Annotated in this window: 21 protein-coding genes; 11 read left to right on the forward strand and 10 right to left on the reverse strand. The window is 73.3% G+C overall.

Features of this window, described 5'->3' with window-relative positions; translation table 11 throughout:
* The first annotated feature begins 45 nt into the window (after nt 1-45).
* The gene (locus ACQB60_RS23380) at nt 46-483 is read left to right on the forward strand and encodes an SgcJ/EcaC family oxidoreductase (protein WP_496928039.1); all 438 of its coding nucleotides are present in this window, start codon (nt 46-48) and stop codon (nt 481-483) included.
* Between the two features lie 340 nt (nt 484-823).
* Complete coding sequence (locus tag ACQB60_RS23385) at nt 824-1,507, forward strand: glycerophosphodiester phosphodiesterase (protein ID WP_496928254.1); 684 nt, start codon at nt 824-826, stop codon at nt 1,505-1,507.
* Nucleotides 1,508-1,519: 12 nt separating this feature from the next.
* On the opposite strand, the gene ACQB60_RS23390 is transcribed toward ACQB60_RS23385, so the two are convergent.
* Nucleotides 1,520-2,071, reverse strand: a complete 552-nt coding sequence (locus ACQB60_RS23390) for a GNAT family N-acetyltransferase (protein WP_496928255.1) — start codon at nt 2,069-2,071, stop codon at nt 1,520-1,522.
* Nucleotides 2,072-2,178: 107 nt separating this feature from the next.
* Between ACQB60_RS23390 and ACQB60_RS23395 the strand changes: the two genes are divergently transcribed.
* On the forward strand, nt 2,179-2,565 hold the full coding sequence (locus tag ACQB60_RS23395) for a VOC family protein (RefSeq protein WP_496928040.1): 387 nt from the start codon (nt 2,179-2,181) through the stop codon (nt 2,563-2,565).
* Between the two features lie 85 nt (nt 2,566-2,650).
* Here the strand turns inward: ACQB60_RS23395 and ACQB60_RS23400 are convergent, their stop codons facing one another.
* Nucleotides 2,651-4,030 (reverse strand): FtsW/RodA/SpoVE family cell cycle protein, encoded by a 1,380-nt coding sequence (locus tag ACQB60_RS23400; RefSeq protein WP_496928041.1) that lies wholly within the window; start codon nt 4,028-4,030, stop codon nt 2,651-2,653.
* A 226-nt stretch (nt 4,031-4,256) separates the two neighbouring features.
* Between ACQB60_RS23400 and ACQB60_RS23405 the strand changes: the two genes are divergently transcribed.
* Entirely contained in the window at nt 4,257-5,630 is a 1,374-nt protein-coding gene (locus ACQB60_RS23405) for an NAD(P)/FAD-dependent oxidoreductase (protein ID WP_496928042.1), read from the forward strand.
* Nucleotides 5,631-5,648: 18 nt separating this feature from the next.
* Here the strand turns inward: ACQB60_RS23405 and ACQB60_RS23410 are convergent, their stop codons facing one another.
* Together ACQB60_RS23410 and ACQB60_RS23415 are read right to left on the reverse strand one after the other, a co-directional pair.
* Nucleotides 5,649-6,464, reverse strand: a complete 816-nt coding sequence (locus tag ACQB60_RS23410) for an SDR family NAD(P)-dependent oxidoreductase (RefSeq protein ID WP_496928043.1) — start codon at nt 6,462-6,464, stop codon at nt 5,649-5,651.
* Between the two features lie 17 nt (nt 6,465-6,481).
* Nucleotides 6,482-7,711 (reverse strand): M20 family metallopeptidase, encoded by a 1,230-nt coding sequence (locus ACQB60_RS23415; protein WP_496928044.1) that lies wholly within the window; start codon nt 7,709-7,711, stop codon nt 6,482-6,484.
* A gap of 138 nt (nt 7,712-7,849) precedes the next feature.
* On the opposite strand from ACQB60_RS23415, the gene ACQB60_RS23420 reads away from it, so the two are divergent.
* Nucleotides 7,850-8,782 carry an SMP-30/gluconolactonase/LRE family protein gene (locus ACQB60_RS23420; protein ID WP_496928045.1) on the forward strand — a complete coding sequence of 311 codons (933 nt, stop codon included), beginning with the start codon at nt 7,850-7,852 and terminating at the stop codon, nt 8,780-8,782.
* A 12-nt stretch (nt 8,783-8,794) separates the two neighbouring features.
* On the opposite strand, the gene ACQB60_RS23425 is transcribed toward ACQB60_RS23420, so the two are convergent.
* Together ACQB60_RS23425 and ACQB60_RS23430 are read right to left on the reverse strand one after the other, a co-directional pair.
* Entirely contained in the window at nt 8,795-9,343 is a 549-nt protein-coding gene (locus tag ACQB60_RS23425; RefSeq protein WP_496928046.1) for a MarR family winged helix-turn-helix transcriptional regulator, read from the reverse strand.
* Complete coding sequence (locus tag ACQB60_RS23430) at nt 9,340-10,998, reverse strand: FUSC family protein (RefSeq protein ID WP_496928047.1); 1,659 nt, start codon at nt 10,996-10,998, stop codon at nt 9,340-9,342. The genes ACQB60_RS23425 and ACQB60_RS23430 overlap by 4 nt, the downstream gene beginning before the upstream one ends.
* A 146-nt stretch (nt 10,999-11,144) precedes the next feature.
* On the opposite strand from ACQB60_RS23430, the gene ACQB60_RS23435 reads away from it, so the two are divergent.
* From ACQB60_RS23435 to ACQB60_RS23445, 3 genes are all read left to right on the forward strand, one after another.
* Nucleotides 11,145-11,711, forward strand: coding sequence for a DUF5134 domain-containing protein (locus ACQB60_RS23435; protein WP_496928256.1), 567 nt, complete (start codon nt 11,145-11,147; stop codon nt 11,709-11,711).
* Between the two features lie 108 nt (nt 11,712-11,819).
* A complete protein-coding gene (locus ACQB60_RS23440) occupies nt 11,820-12,200 on the forward strand; it encodes a hypothetical protein (protein ID WP_496928048.1) in 381 nt (126 codons plus the stop codon).
* Nucleotides 12,201-12,277: 77 nt separating this feature from the next.
* Complete coding sequence (locus ACQB60_RS23445) at nt 12,278-12,490, forward strand: hypothetical protein (RefSeq protein ID WP_496928049.1); 213 nt, start codon at nt 12,278-12,280, stop codon at nt 12,488-12,490.
* Nucleotides 12,491-12,527: 37 nt separating this feature from the next.
* Here ACQB60_RS23445 and ACQB60_RS23450 read toward each other — a convergent pair whose 3' ends face one another.
* Entirely contained in the window at nt 12,528-12,875 is a 348-nt protein-coding gene (locus ACQB60_RS23450) for a VOC family protein (RefSeq protein ID WP_496928050.1), read from the reverse strand.
* Nucleotides 12,875-13,192, reverse strand: coding sequence for an antibiotic biosynthesis monooxygenase family protein (locus tag ACQB60_RS23455; RefSeq protein WP_496928051.1), 318 nt, complete (start codon nt 13,190-13,192; stop codon nt 12,875-12,877). Before ACQB60_RS23455 ends, ACQB60_RS23450 begins: the two co-directional genes overlap by 1 nt.
* Before the next feature lie 232 nt (nt 13,193-13,424).
* On the opposite strand from ACQB60_RS23455, the gene ACQB60_RS23460 reads away from it, so the two are divergent.
* The 3 genes from ACQB60_RS23460 to ACQB60_RS23470 are packed head-to-tail and all read left to right on the forward strand — an operon-like array spanning nt 13,425 to nt 15,830.
* Nucleotides 13,425-14,360, forward strand: a complete 936-nt coding sequence (locus ACQB60_RS23460; protein ID WP_496928052.1) for a M56 family metallopeptidase — start codon at nt 13,425-13,427, stop codon at nt 14,358-14,360.
* Between the two features lie 33 nt (nt 14,361-14,393).
* Nucleotides 14,394-15,095, forward strand: coding sequence for a phosphatase PAP2 family protein (locus ACQB60_RS23465; protein WP_496928053.1), 702 nt, complete (start codon nt 14,394-14,396; stop codon nt 15,093-15,095).
* A gap of 33 nt (nt 15,096-15,128) precedes the next feature.
* Nucleotides 15,129-15,830, forward strand: a complete 702-nt coding sequence (locus ACQB60_RS23470; protein WP_496928054.1) for an HAD family hydrolase — start codon at nt 15,129-15,131, stop codon at nt 15,828-15,830.
* 24 nt (nt 15,831-15,854) lie between these two features.
* Here the strand turns inward: ACQB60_RS23470 and ACQB60_RS23475 are convergent, their stop codons facing one another.
* Both ACQB60_RS23475 and ACQB60_RS23480 read right to left on the reverse strand, forming a co-directional pair.
* On the reverse strand, nt 15,855-16,352 hold the full coding sequence (locus ACQB60_RS23475) for a (4Fe-4S)-binding protein (protein ID WP_496928055.1): 498 nt from the start codon (nt 16,350-16,352) through the stop codon (nt 15,855-15,857).
* A complete protein-coding gene (locus tag ACQB60_RS23480; protein ID WP_496928056.1) occupies nt 16,349-16,594 on the reverse strand; it encodes a DUF2630 family protein in 246 nt (81 codons plus the stop codon). The genes ACQB60_RS23475 and ACQB60_RS23480 overlap by 4 nt, the downstream gene beginning before the upstream one ends.
* Nucleotides 16,595-16,811: the final 217 nt, after the last annotated feature.

Consider the following 16,811-nt stretch of genomic DNA (forward strand, 5'->3'; position numbering starts at 1 on the left):
ACGGCTGTTGACCTCAACTCGCCTTGAGGTTCTAGCTTTTCCGGCATGACCTCTCCCGACCTGACCACCACCGCCTCCACCCCGCCCACCCGCGCCGCCGACGAGCAGCGGATACGCGCCGTCGTCGAGCGCGCCCAAGAGGCGCAGCTCGACCCCGCGGTCCTTCCCGCGCTGCACACCTCCGACGTGGTGATCGTCAACCTCGTCGGGCGGCGCCTCTTCGGACGTGCGGCCTTCGTGGCGGCGATGACCGAAGCGGTCGCCTCCCCGCTCAAGGACATCCGGACCGTGCTGGAGATCGACGACATCCGGTTCGCGACCCCGGACGCCGCCGTCGTGAGCCTGACCAAGACGGTCCACGACGAGCGCCCCGCCGCCCAGCGGACGTCCGCACCTCCGGCGCAGGGCGTCCTGACCTTCGTGATGACGCGGGAGGCGGACGACTGGCGGATCGCCGTGGCCCAGACGACGCCCCTCGCCTGACCGGTCACCACTCACCGGTCAACCCTCATACGAATCGCCCACGCCAGGGTGACAGGGCTCGCGGCGGCGGGTGCCCGGCCGGTAGGACGGGGCGGGTCAGCCGGTCGCCCCGTCGAGGAGCCGCACACCCGTGAGTACCCGCGCAGTTCTGGTCGCCGCCGTCATCACCGGGATCCTTCTGGGGATCGTGGGAACCAGAGCGGAGGGCTCCGGATCGGCCGGTCCACCACGTCACAGTGGTTCTTTCGCCGAGTCGGGCCATTAGGCTGCGGGCTTGCCGCGTGGCATCCGTCCCCGCCACCCGGCAGCCGAGCCGCCGTCGACGGAAGCGAGTGGACCTTTGAACTTCCTCACCATCGGTCATCGCGGAATCATGGGTGTGGAGCCCGAGAACACCCTGCGTTCCTTCATCGCCGCGCAAGCCGCGGGCCTCGACCTCATCGAACTCGACCTGCACCTGAGCAAGGACGGCGCCCTCGTCGTCATGCACGACGCCCTGGTGGACCGGACGACGGACGGCAAGGGCCCGATCGCCGAGAAGACCCTCGCCGAGCTCCGTGAGCTGGACGCCGGGCGGGGCGAGCGCATCCCCGTCTTCGAGGAGGTCCTGGACGCGGTGCGGGCGCCGCTCCAGGCCGAGATCAAGGACGTGGCGGCGGCCCGTGCGCTCGCCGAGGTGATGCACCGGCGCGACCTGGTCTCCCGGGTCGAGGTGATCTCCTTCCACGACGAGGCGATCGCGGAGATCGCCCTCCTGGTGCCGGGCGTGCGCACGGCGCTCGTGGCCAGCCGCTACGGCACGGACGTCGTGGAGCGGGCCACCGCGGTCGGCGCCACGACGCTCGTCCTGAACATCCGGCGCCTCACCCTGGAGATCGTCGAGCACGCCCGCAAGGCCGACCTGCGCATCATCGGCTGGGTGGTGAACACCCAGGACGACCTGCGCCTGGTCCGCGCCCTGCAGCTCGACGGCGCGACGACGGACTACCCGGAGATCAAGCGCACGGGCCGCTTCACCGCGTGACGCCGGGCGCCGCTACGCGAGCGGCTTGACCAGCAGCTCGAACTGCAGGTCGTCGCGCTGCGGGATGCCGAAGCGCTCATCGCCGTACGGGAACGGGGTCATCCGTCCCGTACGGCGATAGCCGCGCCGCTCGTACCAGGCGATGAGTTCGTCCCGCACCGAGATCACGGTCATGTGCATCTCGGTCACGCCCCACGCGGTGCGGGCGGTCCGCTCGGCCTCGGCGATGATCTCCTTGCCGAGGCCCGCCCCCTGCAGCGCGGGGCTGACCGCGAACATCCCGAAGTAGGCGTGCGTGCCCCGGTGTTCGAGCTGGCAGCAGGCGACGACGGCGCCGTCCCGCTCGACCGTGAGGAGCTTGCTGTCGGGCGACTTGATGACGTCGAGGACGCCCTGCGGATCGGTGCGCTGCCCCTCCAGGATGTCCGCCTCGGTGGTCCAGCCCGCCCGGCTCGAGTCCCCGCGGTACGCCGACTCGATGAGCGCGACCAGGGCGTCCACATCGGCGTCGGTGGCGTCCCGGTAGGTCAGGGCGCCGGTGGCGGGGGTCGGGGCGGTGTCCATGGGGCGGTACTCCGGTCTCTCGGCGGGCATGGCGGACCCCGCCGGTGCGCGGTCCACGGCACGGCAGGGCACCGTCGAGCCTAACCCCGCCACTAGGCTGCGGGCGCATGGTGCACGTACTGAGCAGCAGGACCCTCCTCACCCCCACCGACCCCGAGCGTTCACGGGCCTTCTACGGCGAGGGCCTCGGTCTCGCGGTGTACCGCGAGTTCGGCACGGGCCCCGACCGCGGCACGGTCTACTTCCTCGGCGGCGGCTTCCTCGAACTCTCGGGCCGCGCCACCGCACCGCCCGCCCCCGGGCTCCGCCTCTGGCTCCAGGTGGCCGATGTGGCGGCGGCGCACGCGGAACTGGTGGGGCGCGGGGTGCCAGTGGTGCGGGAGCCGGTGAAGGAGCCGTGGGGGCTGGTGGAGATGTGGCTGGAGGATCCGGACGGGGTGCGGATCGCGGTGGTGGAGGTGCCGGAGGACCATCCGCTGCGGTATCGGCCGTAGGCGTGCGAGGCCGCCCGGGTCGGCCCGATCCCCCGGGGCGGACCGGATCAGCCCGAGTAGCCCGGATCAGCCCCGGTCAGCCCGATCAGTCGGCCACCCCGTCGAGCCGCCCCCGCTCCGCCCGGTCGCTGAGCCTCAACAACAGCGCGATCATCAGCCAGTTGGCGATCAGCGACGAGCCGCCCTTGGCGAGGAACGGGATGGCCTTGCCGGTCAGCGGGACCAGGCCCGTGACACCGCCCGCGACGACGAAGACCTGGAGGGCGAGCGCACCCGCGAGGCCGCAGCCCAGGAGCTTGCCGAAGGGGTCGTTGAGGCGGACGGAGGCGGCGAAGCCGCGCTGGACGAGGAGTGCGTACACGAGGAGCACCGCCAGCATGCCGGCCAGGCCGAGCTCCTCCCCGACCGTGGTGAGGATGAAGTCGCTGCGCCCCGCGAAGCCGATCAGCTCGGGGTGGCCCTGGCCGATTCCGGAGCCGGTCAGGCCGCCGCTGCCGAAGGAGAAGAGGGCCTGGGCCGCCTGGTCGGAGACGAGGCCGGGGGGCCGCTGGTCCGGGGGCAGGAACACCGCCATCGGCTCCAGCCACGCCGCGACCCGGCCCCGGACGTGGGGCTGGGTGGTGCCGACGACGGCGGCGCCCACGACCGCCATCGCGAGACCGCAGACGATCCAGCTGGTCCGGGACGTGGCCACGTACAAGAGCATCACGAACAGGCCGAAGAAGATCAGCGAGGTGCCCAGGTCCCGCTCGAAGATCAGCACGAGCAGGCTCAGGACCCAGATCACGACGATCGGCGCGAACTGGCGGGCGGGCGGCAGCCGCATGCCGAGCACCTTGCGCCCGGTGAGCGCGAGGGCGTCGCGCTGGGTGGCGAGGTAGCCCGCGAAGAACACCGCCAGCATGATCTTCACGAACTCGCCGGGCTGCATCGACAGGGGCCCCAGGTAGATCCACCGCTTGGCGCCGTAGGTGTCGCCCGGGAAGAACGCCGGGGCCATCAGCAGGACGAGGGCGACCGCCATCATCAGGTACATGTAGCGCCGCAGCACCCGGTGGTCGCGGATCAGCGCGAGCGTCCCCGCACACACCGCGACCCCGATGACCGTCCACATCAGCTGGCCGGGAGCCGTCTCGACCGCGTCCTTGAACTTCTTCGCGTACGTGACGTCGAGCCGGTAGAGGAGGACCAGGCCGAGGCCGGACAGGAGGGCGCCCAGGGGCAGGATCAGCGGGTCCGCGTACGGGGCGAAGCGGCGGACCGCCACGTGGGCGACGAAGAGGAACAGCACCACGCTCGCCGCGAACCCGGAGATCCCGTTCGGCAGCCGGCCCGTCATGGACAGGCCCGTGTAGATCTGCCCGCCGATCGTGATCGCCGCGACGAAGCAGAGCAGCAGCGCTTCCATGCGGCGGCGGTGCCGGGCCGCGACGCGGCGGTGTTCCTTGGTCAGTTCCTCCGCCATGCTCCGCCCCACGTGAAATGTTCCGTTCTGTCGTACGCAGGGAGAGAGTGCGTTTCTTCATTCTTCGTTCCGAATTACGAAGAAAGTCGCCAAGAGAAGGTCATCTCTGTTCAGGACCTGACCGTTCCGGTCGTGAGCGGCGAACGGATCGCCTACGTTGATCCAAAGGCCCGTCCGCGTCGCACCTGGCGCCAGTCGTCCGCCTCAATACCTGGAGAGACTTCTCATGGCTGCTCCTCGGATCCTGGTCGTCGGCGGTGGTTTCGCCGGCATGGAATGCGCGCACAAGCTCGAGCGGATCCTCAAGCCCCACGAGGCCGAGCTGCGCTTGATCAGCCCGCAGGCCCACCAGCTGTATCTGCCGCTGCTCCCGCATGTCGCCTCCGGTGTGCTCACCCCGCAGTCGGTGGCCGTGCCGCTGCGCCGCATGCTGCACCGCACGGCGATCGTGCCCGGCGGCGCGGTCGGGGTGGATCCGAAGGCGAAGGCCGTGGTCGTCCGGAAGATCAACGGCGAGACCGTGGTGGAGCGCTACGACTACCTGGTCCTCACCCCCGGCAGCGTCACGCGGCAGTTCGACATCCCCGGCGTCGAGACCCATGCGGTGGGCGTCAAGACGCTCGCCGAGGCCGCCTGGATCCGCGACCACGTCATCGCCCAGCTCGACCTCGCGGCGGCCACCTCGGACCGGGCGGAGCGGGAGTCGCGGCTGCAGTTCGTGGTGGTCGGCGGCGGCTACGCGGGCACGGAGACGGCCGCCTATCTGCAGCGCCTGACCGCCGCGGCGGTGAAGCGCTACCCGGGCCTCGACCCGACCCTCATCACCTGGCACCTCGTCGACCTCGCGCCCCGCCTCATGCCCGAGCTGGGCGAGCGGCTCGGCGACAAGGCGATGCGCATCCTCCAGCGGCGCGGAGTGAAGGTCTCCCTCGGGGTGAGCGTCGAGAAGTGCACCGAGGACACGGTCACGCTCACCGACGGCCGCTCCCTGCCCTGCCGCACCCTGATCTGGACGGCGGGCGTCGCACCCAGCCCGCTCGTGGCGACCCTCGCCGCCGAGACGAACCGGGGCCGCCTGGTGGTCCGGCCCGACCTGACGGTGCCGGGCCTCGACGGCGTGTTCGCGCTCGGCGACGCGGCGGCGGTGCCGGACGTGGTCAAGGGCAGCGACGCCGTCTGCCCGCCCACCGCCCAGCACGCCATGCGCCAGGGCTGGGCCGCCGCGTCGAACGTCGCCGCGGCGCTGCACGGCGAGCCCCTCGCGCCCTACCGCCACAAGGACATGGGCCTGGTCGTGGACCTCGGCGGCATCCAGGCGGTCTCGAAGCCGCTGGGCGTCCAGCTCTCCGGTCTGCCCGCCCAACTCGTCGCGCGGGGCTACCACTTGGCGGCGCTGCGCAGCGGCACGGCACGGTTCCGCACCGCCGCCAACTGGGGCCTGAACGCGGTGGCGGGCGACGACTACGTCCGCACCGGCTTCCAGGCCGGGCGGCCCGCCTCGCTCGCGTCGTTCGAGCGGACCGATGCGTACATGACGCCCGAGGAGATCGCCGAGACGGTGTCGACGTACCACTACGCGCCGACGCGCCCCGAGCTCTGACCCGCGCCCCCGACCGCCTCACACCGAGGGGTCGAACCGGCCGTCGACGGCGGTCCAGCCGCCGTCGACCGTCAGCACGCTCCCGGTGACGAACGTCGAGGCGTCCGAGACGAGATAGGCGACGGCCCCGGCGATCTCGTCGGGCCGCGCCCAGCGGCCGAGCGCGGACGCCTGCGCGTAGGCGTCGTACCAGGCGGGGTCGGCGGCGATCTGGTCGGTGAGCGCGGTGCGCACCACGCCGGGCGCGACCGCGTTGAACCGCACGCCGCGCGGCCCCCACTCGGCGGCCGCCGTCCGCAGCAGCTGGACGAGCCCCGCCTTGGACGCCGCGTACGCCCCCTGCCCCGGCTCGACCTGGAAGGCCCGCATCGACGCGAACCCGACGACGCTCCCCAGGCCGCGCTCGGCCATGCCCGGGGCGACCGCCTGGATGAGGGTGACGTAGGCGCGCAGGTTGAGGGAGAGGACACGGTCGAAGTCGGCGAGGGTGTAGTCGGCGATGCGCTTGCGGACGTTGACGCCGACGGTGACGACGAGGCCGTCCAGGGGGCCCCACGCGTCCACGGCCGCGAGCACGGCGTCGGGTTCGAGGACGTCGAGGGTGTAGGGGGTGGCGCTGCCCGCCCCCTCCCTCTCCCCCGGCTCCTTGGCCTTCCCCTCCACCTCGTTCGCGAGGTCTGCCGTCTCGACCGCGCCCGGCCCGTCCCGGTCCGCCACGATCACCTGCGCACCGAGGGCGACCAGGGCGCGGGCGGCCTCGCGGCCGATCCCGTTGCCCCCGCCCACGACGGCGACGCGCCGCCCGTCGAGCCGGAACAGATCGGCGTACGACATCTCGACTCCCTTTGCCTTCACGGTGATACGGATGGGTTCGCGGCCGTGCGGGTCAGGTACTCCCGCGCGGCGTGGGCGTAGACGCGCGCGTACTCGCCGATCTCGCGCACCTCGACGTACTCGTCCTTCTGGTGCGCGATCCACTTCCCGCCGGGGCCGTACACGACGGTCGGCAGGCCCGCGTCGCGGGTGAGGACGGTGCCGTCGGTGGTGCCGGGCACGGTGCCGAACGGGGGCGGTGTGCCGTGGACGCGGCGGTGGGCTTCGACGAGGGCGGTGACGACGGGATGGGGCTCGGGGAGTTCGATCGCGGGGCGGTCGTCGACGACGGTGAGCCGCACCGAGACGCCCGCTTCGGCCGCGGCCTCGGCGCTGAACTCCCGTACGGTCTTGATGAGTTCGTCGTGCTCGGCGCCGGGCATGGTGCGGACGTCGACGCCGACGACGGCGTGTGCCGGGATGACGTTGAGCTGATCGGGGTCGCCGCCGCGCACCACCGTCGGCGTGACGGTGACGCTGCCTGCGCGCGCATGGGTGCCGTAGCGGTCGCGCGCCCACTCCTGGGCGCGGGCCAGCGCAGCGACGACGCCAGCGGCCGCGACGAGGGGGTTGCGGGCCTGCTGCGGCATCGCGCCGTGCGCCATCGCCCCGTCCAGGTCGAGGCGGAGCCGGATCCCGCCGCGCGCACAGGCGCACACCTCGTACCCCTCGGGCTCGCACACGATCACCGCGTCGACGCGCCGGGCGAGCGCGGAGGCCGCGAACGCCTTCGCGCCGAGCATCAGCCCTTCCTCGTCGCAGAGCACGCCGACCACGATCCGCCCGGGGAACGGCCCGGCGCACTGCAGCGCCCGCACCCCGTAGATCATGGCCGCCACACCGGACTTCATGTCGGCCGCGCCCCTCCCCCACAGCCGCCCGTCGCGGATCTCCCCGCCGTAGGGGTCCACGCCCCAGTCCGCCGGGTCCCCTTCGGTGACGACGTCGACGTGCCCCTCGAACATCAGGGTCGGCCCGGGACCGCCGCCGCCCTCGACGACGGCCACGGCGTTCGGGCGTCCCGGGGCGACCTCGGTCACTTCGTACGGCCAGCCGAAGCCGTCGAAGAGCCGCCGGACGAGCGCGACGGCGGGCCGCTCGACCTCCGTGGCGCCCGCGGCGTTGACGGTGCGCAGCCGGACCAGGGCCCGCGCGAAGGAGACGGCGGCTTCGATGTCGGGTGCGATGCCGGATGCGACGTCGTCCATGGCCTCATACTTGGCACCCGGCGGACGTCCTCACACCTGCATGCCTCAACTCGCCTCTACGGATGGCCGGTTGGCGAGGCGCGGGTTGGCGGATGAGGCACTGGTGGGCCGTGGAACGGGGGCGGTACAACGACCCGCATGGGCATACGGATGCGGGTGCGCTCGCTGGCTGTCGCGGTAAGTCTGCTGTCGCTGTGCGGAGTCGAGGGTGCGGGGGCGGCCGCCGCGGCCCCGGCGGGGCTCGGGCCGTGTGCGGAGCGCGGGCGGGTGGCGGTGTTCCACGAGGGTGGCATTCCGCTCGTCGACTGGCGGGAGAACCTGGAGTTCGACGGCCGGGGCACGCTGTGGGTGGCGCATGTGACGCAGAACCGGGTGGAGGGGTACGCGCCCGACGGGTCGCTGCGGGCGAGCTTCCCGCTGAGCGGACCAGGCGGGATCCGGCGCGGGCCCGACGGGATGATGTACGTCAACTTCGGCGTGAATCCGCTGTCCCCGAGCGGCGGCATCGCCCGCTTCGACCCGGCCTCCGCGCACCCGGAGCCGGAGACGGTCGTGGACGGCCTCTCCGGCGTCAACGGCCTCGCCGTCGACGGGCGCGGCAACTTCTACGTGAGCCGTGAACTGGCTACCGGTGTCCTGAAGTTCGGCCCGGACGGCACCCCGGACGCGGAGTGGACGAAGAAGGCGGACGTCTTCGGCACGAACGGCCTGCAGATCGTCGGCGACCAGCTCTACGCGAGCGTCATCACCAGCACCGAGTCCCCCGTCGTCCGCATCCCCCTCGCCGACCCGGCCCGCCACTCCGTCGTCACGCGGCTCAGCGCGCACCCCCTGGACGTCAAACTCCTCGACGACCTCACGGAGTTCGAGGGCGACCTGGTGGTCGCGACGTTCGGCAGCGGTGAGCTGATCCGGGTCGACCCGGCGACGGGCCGGTCCTGTGTCCTGGTGTCCGGGCTGCGCACGCCCACGAGCGTCCGCGTCCCGCGCGGGTTCGGGGACCACGACGGGCGGCGTGAGCTGTTCGTGGTCGAGGCATCCGGGCGGATCCTGAAGGTGACGGTGGGCTGAGCGGCCGCCGGCTCAGGCCCTCACCCCGCCCAACTGTCCCTCCAGCTGCCCCAGCAACGCGCCCAACAGGGTGGCCAGCTGCCCTTGTTGGGGACCGTCGAGCCCGGACAGGGCGTCGGTCTCGTACGCGAGCTGGTCGGGCATGAGCGCGTCGACGAGCTCCCGGCCCGCGTCGGTGAGGCTGAGGTGGGCGACGCGGCGGTCGCGGGTGTCGACGCGGCGGTCGACGAGGCCGCGCTCCTGGAGCTGCTTGAGCCGTTTGGTGACGGCGGCTCCGGAGGAGAACGTCTCGCGGGCGAGCTCGCCGGGGGTCAGCTCGTGGCCGGTGCGGCGCAGGGCGCCGAGGAGGTCGAACTCGGGGCGGGTGAGCCCGGCGCGGCGCAGCGGGGCGTCCTCGGCCTGCTGGAGAAGGGCGGCGCAGCGGTTGATGCGGCCGATGATCTCCATGGGCGCGGTGTCGATGTCGGGGCGCACCGCCTGCCACTGCCGCACCACGGCGGCCACGGTGTCGCGCCGGTCCGCGCCGCTCGCGCCCGTCCCCCGGCCGTTGCCTGTCGTCATCCTCGTATGCCTCCACTGCGCTGTGCCGTCGCTGTTGCCGCCGCCGCGAGCGTACGGTGTCCGGCCTGCTCGGCGACGAGCACCCGGTGCTCGGGCAGGGCGCGCTGCCACCACTCCCCGGCGGCGGCGTCGGCGGCGGCGGCGCGCAGATCGACGAGGGCGGCGGCGAGTCCGCGGCGCGCGTGCGCGGAGGCTCCGTGGCTGTCCACCCGCGCCCGGGCCCGCTCCGTGGCGTCGATGGCCTGCTCGATGCGGTCGGTGGCGCGCCGGTTGGTGACGGCGATGGCCGCCACGACGCCGAGGAGCGCGCCGAGAAGGGTGTCCACGACCCGGTCGAGGATGAGCGCACCGGGCTCCTGGAAGCGCGCGAACTCCGTCACGAGGAGCGCCATCGGGGTCACACAGACGGTGCCGAGCCAGTAGTTGCGGGTGATCAGCGCCTCCGCGCCGAAGGCGAGCGCGAGGCAACAGGCGATGAGCAGCGCGTGGTTGAGGTGGGCGAGCGGCACGATCGCGGCGAAGGCGAGGACGCCGACCAGGTTCCCGACGACGCGCTGCACGCCCCGGTTCCAGGTGAGCGTTACGTTGGCCTGGTAGAGCGAGGCGGCGGTGACGAGGGCCCAGTAGGGACGCCCGATGCCGAGGGCGAGCGAGGCGTACCCGGCGAGCGCGCAGCCGACGGCGGTGCGCAGCGCGATGGGCAGGACCGGCGAGCCGGGCCCGACACGCCGCCACAGCGACGACCGCGCTCCGCTCAACTCCATGTCGAGGCCGAGCAGTTCGTCCTCCTCCCCACGGCGTACGTCACGGGGGCGCGGCACGGCCCCGGTCCCCCGCAGCCCGGCGGCCCACGCCCGCAGCTGCCCGGGATCTGCGGCGCCCGGGTCGGCGAGCGCGTCCTCGGCGCGGACGACGAGCCGCTCCAGGGCGCGGCGGGCGGCGGTGCGCTCGCCGGCGGCGAGGAGGGCCTGCCAGGCGGCGTGCACGGCGGCGGCCGCGGCGCCCCGGGTCCGTACGACGGCGGAGGTGTCGCCCGCCGCGGCGCTGTCGGCGTGGGCGGCCGCGGCCAGCAGGGCGCGGGCGGTGGCGCGCCGCTCGGGCCCGTGCGGGCGCAGCACGGCGGGCGCCATGCCGACCACCCAGGCCACGGCCGCCGCGCCGAGGGTCAGCGCGAGGTGGCCGGGCACCTGCCCGATGGTCTGTGGCGCGAAGAGACTGGCGGAGCTGACGAAGGTGAAGATCAGGTGGCCGGGCGGCCCGATGCGGGTCCCGTCGCACAGGGCCTTCTGCGCGGCGGCGAGCAGCGCGCCGACGGCGACGAGTACTGCGGCGGACCCGGCGAGCGAGGCCGCGACGAGCGCGACGGCCATGCTTCCCAGCATCCCGGCCGCGACCCACGCGAGGGCCCGCCCCCGCGCGGCGTAGGGGAGGTTGTGCGCGTACAGCGCGCAGAACGACCCGGCCATCGTGTACATCACCAGGTCGAGCCGGCCGATGACGAGCAGCGTCACGTTGGGTATCGCGGTCGCGACGACGACGCTCAGCGCGGACTTGAACCAGATGTCCGAGGGCTTCACCGGCCGCAGCACACCGGCGAGCGGGAGAGGGCGGGCGAGGGGACCACGGGGGCGAGAGGGGAGGGTCGGGCTGCTCATGAAGAGAAGATTAGCAAGTGTTTTACCCGTGAATAATCTACCCCCACTCCCCCGGTGTGCTCCCCGTGTACACCCGTGCGCTCGCGTACGACTCCGTGTGCACGGGCATCGACCCGACGACGCCGTCGATCAGGGGGAGGTGTGCGGTGCACGGACCGGCGCAGGCCGGGTGGCTGCTCGTGGCGCTCTGCGCGGCGACCGGGGCCTACTGCCTGCTGAGGATGCGCAGCACCGTCGAGGAACAGCGCCGCACGGCGGGTGGCGAGGCGCTCATGGGCTTCGGAATGGCGGTGATGGCGCTGCCCGCGGCCGTCGTCACACCACCGCGCTGGCTGTGGCTCGCCTACGCCGCGGTCTTCACCGCAGCACTGCTGCACGCGCTATGGGCGTCCCTGCGCAGCACCCACCACGTCCACCACGTGCTCGGCTCCTTCGCCATGGCCTACATGTCCGTGGCGATGTCCGCGACCCCGGCCGCCCACGCCCACCACGGCGGCGCGGGCGTCCCGGCCCTGACGGGCGCGCTCCTGCTGTACTTCACGGGGTTCGTGCTGTGGTCGGGCACGCGGCTCGCCCCCGCGGGGAGGGGGACGGCGGGCGGCGGCGGTGGCGGCAGCACCGTGGCGCTCGGCTGGGGGGACCGGGCCGAACTGGCGCTCGCGTGCCGGCTGTCGATGGGGATCGGGATGGTGGCGATGCTGTTGACGCTGTAGCCGCCGCCCGTCGGAGCGGCACGCGCTCGTCCCGCAAGGGATCATTTCAGTTGCGGCTTCGCCCCCTCCCGGCCGATGCTGTGCGCTCGGCCGACGGGGGAGGAAACGATGGGGCTCATGCTGTTCCCGGGGGACGGCGACGACGACAGCCCGGACATCTCCTGGTCGTACACGGGCTTCAGCATGTTCCGGTCCTGGCTGGCCGGGATCGAGGGGTTCACGCTCGCCGAGATGGCGGGCTTCGGCGGCGAGCGCCCCTGGAGCGAGGTCGCCACCCCGCTGGCACCGCTCCTCGACCACCCGGACGACCACGGCGAGCTCACCGCTCAGGAGTGTGCAGCGATCCTGCCCCGCCTCCAGGAGATCGCCGGGCGACCGGAGGAGCACCCGTCCGGGCCGGGCCGGAAGCGCCGCGCCGACGACGTCCGGCAGTTGGTGGTCGTCCTGCGACGCTGCGTCGAGAAGGACGTCGAGCTGGTCTTCGGCTGACGGCTGACGGCTGACGCACCACGCCCCGCGGCGACGGTGCGTGCCGCACTCGCGGGAGTCGCTTAACATTCAACGACGTGGCCGATATCGACTTTCCCGATGACTTGATCGAGCTGGAACGTTCCGCCTGGACCGAGATCCAGCGGGGCGCACTCACCCTGGACACCGCGCAGGCGGTCCAGGCACGCATCACGGAATTCGCCCGCGAGGCCGAGCTGTCACGGCTCGACGTGGAGACGGGGCTGAAGAAGCTCGTACGACATCCGGAGCCGGAGGCCGAGGGGGCCTGAGTCCTGGCACAGGCCGACCCCCTCGGCTCCGCTCGGGTCAGCGGTGCGAGAGCACGTTGACCACCTTGCCGTCGGGGTCGCGGACGAAGAAGCGGCGGACGCCCCACTCCTCGTCCTGGAGCGGGTGCACGATCTCCGCGCCACTGGCGCGCACCGTCTCGTACGCCGCGTCGACGTCGTCCACCTCGATGCTCAGGTCCGGGGTGACGGGCGCCGTCTTGTCCTCGGTCATCACGCTGACCTGGGCCATCGGGTTCGACGGCGCGGCCAGCGTGGTGATCCAGCCGTGGTCCATGACCACCTCGAGGCCGAGGAGGCCGTAGAACGCGCGGCTCTCCCCCGCAGCCTGCGACTGCACGATGGGCATGACGCGACGGACGCTCATCAGGCGTTCTTCGGGGCCGCGTGCTGAGCCACCTCGAAGGACCACACCTCAGCGCCGGTCGCGGCCGGCTTGGGGCGGTCGCCGCCGCCCTGGTGGGCCTGCTTCATGGAGCCCTCCATCCACGCCTGGTACGACTCCTCGTCGCGCCAGCGCGTGTACACCATGTACTTGTCGGTGCCGTCGACGGGACGCAGCAGCTCGAACCACTCGAAGCCGTCGGCGTTCTCCACGACGCCCGCGCGCGAGGCGAAGCGCTGCTCGAGGGTCTCCCGCTGCTCGGCCGGGACGGTCAGGACGTTGATCTTCACTACGCTCATGCGTCCATCCTGCCTCAGGCGCCCGGCACTTCCCGGCCGCCGGTCGGGGTGCGGGTTTCCGGTGACGGCAACTCCCCCGTTCGGTGGTGGAGTTCGTCGCGCGGGCGGGGCGAGGAGGTGTCATCGTCGAGCAGAGGAGGTGTCGTCGTCCCGGCAGTCGCGTCACGTGGCGTGCGTCACTTGCGGCGGGCGGCCATATCCCCGGGCAGCGGGCGCCTCATAGGCTGGGGACATGATGGTCCCCGTCGCGCTGTTGCTGCTGGGCGCGCTGACCGCTGTCCTCGCACCGAAGCTGCTCGCCCGGGCCGACTGGGTGGAGCGCGAACCGGTGGTCGCGCTTTGGGTGTGGCAGTGCGTCGTCGCCGGTGTCCTGCTGTGCTGTGTCCTGTCGATGACGCTGAGCGCGGCCGCGGCCTGGCAGGCGGTCCGGGGCCATGTCTTCGCGCCCGCGCCGCACGACGTCGTCGAGGCGTACGCGCTGAGCGCCACCGGGCCCTGGGCCGCGGCCACCGCCGTGGCGCTCGCGCTCGGGGGCGTCTGGACCGCGGCGATGCTCACCCGCGAGATCGTCCGGGCGCGGGCCCGGCGCCTGCGCAGCCGCCGCGAACTCGTCGTCCGCGCCCCGCTGTTGCCCTGCGAGGAGCCGGGGCCCGAGCGGCTCGTGGTCCTCGAGGGCGAGCGTCCCGACGCCTGGTGGCTGCCCGGGACGACGCCCCAACTGGTCGTCACCACCGCCGCGTTGCGCCGCCTGAAGGGGCGTCAGCTCGATGCGGTGCTCGCCCATGAGCAGGGCCACGCACAGGCCCGGCACGACTGGCTGCTGCACTGCTCGGACGCCCTGGCCACCGGGTTCCCGCAGGTCCCGGTGTTCGCGGCGTTCCGCAACGAGATGCACCGCCTGGTCGAGCTGGCCGCCGACGACACCGCCTCGCGGCGCTACGGACGCCTCACGGTCGCCCTCGCGCTCGTCGAACTCAACGAGGACCGGGGCGCGTTCGGCCCCTGCCCCACCCCCCACGCCCATGTCCCCCAGCGCGTACACCGCCTCCTCACGGCCCACCCCCGGCTCACGGCGGGGCGCAGGCTGCGGCTGACCGCGGCCGCAGCCCTGGTGCCCGTCGTGCCGTTCCTGGTGACCTTCGTGCCGGGCCTGCGCGCCCTCGGATAGCCCGCGGCAGCGCACATCGGCGAAGATCGCCCCATGCACCCCATGTCGCCCATGTCGCCCGCCTCCCCCCACTCCCCTCCCCGGCCGGACTCCCGCGGCTCCCGTGTCTGGCTCGCCCTCCTGGTCCCCTCGGTCGTCCTGCTGCTCCTCGTCGCGTACGAGTGGGGCCCGCTGCTCTCCCTGGACGGCGACATCGCCCGCACCACGCACCGCTGGGCCGTCACGCACGACGGCCTCACCCGGACCAGCCGCGTCCTCACCGACTGGGTGTGGGACCCCTGGACGATGCGCGCCCTGTGCGCGGTGGCGGTGGTGTGGCTCGCGGTGCGCAGGGACGGGTGGCCCGCCCTGTGGGTGGCGGGGACGTGCGCCGTGGGGACGGGGCTCCAGCAGGGGCTGAAGGCAGCGGTGGACCGGCCGCGCCCCGTCTGGCCGGACCCGGTGGACTCGGCGCACTACGCGGCCTTCCCCTCGGGGCACGCGATGACCGCAACCGTGGTGCTGGGCCTGCTGCTGTGGCTGCTCCGGCGCCACGGGGCCGGGCCGCTGCTCTGGCGGACGGCGGTCGGCCTCGCCGTGCTGAGCGTCGCGGGGGTCGGCCTGACCCGCGTCTGGCTCGGGGTGCACTGGATGTCGGACGTCGTCGAGGGCTGGCTGCTCGGCGCCCTGGTCGTGGCGGTGGCCGTGACCACGTACGCGTACGGGCCGGGACGGCGGGAGACCGGCCGTACTTGACCGCCCGGCGGACGCTCGCGGAGGATCGCGAGCATGGCGATCAAGGGCGTGCTCTTCGACTTCTCCGGGACCCTGCTGCGCATCGAGTCCGGCGAGAGCTGGCTGCGCGCGGTGCTCGACGACGCCGGACTCGTGCTCCCCGAGGGGGAGTTGGTCCGACTCGCCGGGCAACTGGAGCGGGCCGGGGCGCTGCCCGGCGGGGCCCATCCCACCGAAGTGCCCGCGCCCCTGGCCGAGTTGTGGGCCCAGCGCGACCGCAGCGCCGAACAGCACCGGGCCGCGTTCACGGGCCTGTCCCGGCAGGTCGCCCTGCCCGACCCCGCCCTCCACGACGCCCTCTACGCCCGCCACATGACCCCCGCCGCCTGGCGGCCCTACCCGGACACCGGCGAGGTCCTCGCCGCGCTCCACGACCGTGGTGTGCGCACCGCCGTGGTCAGCAACATCGGCTGGGACCTGCGGCCCGTCTTCCGCGCCCACGGCCTCGACCCGTACGTGGACGCGTACGTCCTCTCGTACGAGCACGGCATCCAGAAGCCGGACCCGCGCCTTTTCGCGCTCGCCTGCGAGGCGCTCGGCGTTGCTCCGGCGGACGCCCTGATGGTCGGCGACGACCGGCGTGCGGACGGCGGAGCGGCGGCGCTGGGCTGCGCGGTGCACTTCGTGGACCACCTGCCGGCGGACCGGCGCCCCGACGGCCTCCGACCGGTCCTCGACCGCGTCGGCGAGGAATAGGCCCCCTGCCCCCTGCCCCCTGGCCTAGGAAGCGTCCTCGGCGCCGCACCTGCCCGAGCGGTCGCAGTACGGCTGATGGGCGCTGGCCGCGCAGCCGCACAGCATGGCGCGGGTCTCCGGCACGGGCTCGCCGCCGTCGGCGGGGGTGATGAGCAGGTCGCCGCGGAGCACCAGCCTCCCCCGCCCGTCCCGGTGCGCGGTCGTGGGTGACTCCGGGCGCTCCGTGGCGCCGTCGACGAGGACGTACTGGAGGGCGCCGGAGGGGCAGCGGCGGATCACCTCGGCGACCTCGTCGGCGGGGGCGGCGTCGGGGGTGATCCAGGGGCGGCGCGCGGTGTCGAAGACCTGGGGCAGGCCGCGCACGCACTCCGCGGCGTGCAGACAGCGCGCGGAGTCGAAGGTGACGGTGATGACGTTGCCCGGGTACGGCTTGCCCCGGGGAGCTCGCGGGGCCGACGCCGGGGCCGGATCCGCGGCATCCGGGCTCGGATGCAGGTCCGGGGCCGGGTCCGGGTCCGTCATGACTCGTAGCTCTCGACCTCGGCCGCGGGCCGGACCCGCGCCTCGTCCGGGTTCCCGCCGTACTCGGCCTTGGCCCGGCGCTGGCGCAACAGGTCCCAGCACTGGTCGAGTTCGCGCTCCAGGACGCTCAGCCGCTCGCGCTCCGTCGCGACGTCGATGGCCCCGGCCGCGAGGGCCGCCCTGAGCTTCTTCTCGTCGTCGACCATCGCCGTGATACGGGCCAGAATCTGCTGTTGGTCCATGCCGGTACGCCTCCTCGTACCCCCCGGCCTACTGTAAGGAGGCAGCCGGGGATGCGCGCGGAGAGAGGTCGGGATGCACGGGGACAGCGGTTCGCGGGCGCGCGCCTGTGAGCAGGCAACACTCCCCCGCGGTGTTGCCTGCCCCAAGGCGCTTCCCCCAAGGACCAGCCCCCGGAAGGGCGTGGCCCGGCACGCGCTGAGTATATTGGCTGGGAGC

The sequence above is a fragment of the Streptomyces odontotermitis genome, from assembly GCF_050510915.1.
Classification (GTDB): Bacteria; Actinomycetota; Actinomycetes; order Streptomycetales; family Streptomycetaceae; genus Streptomyces.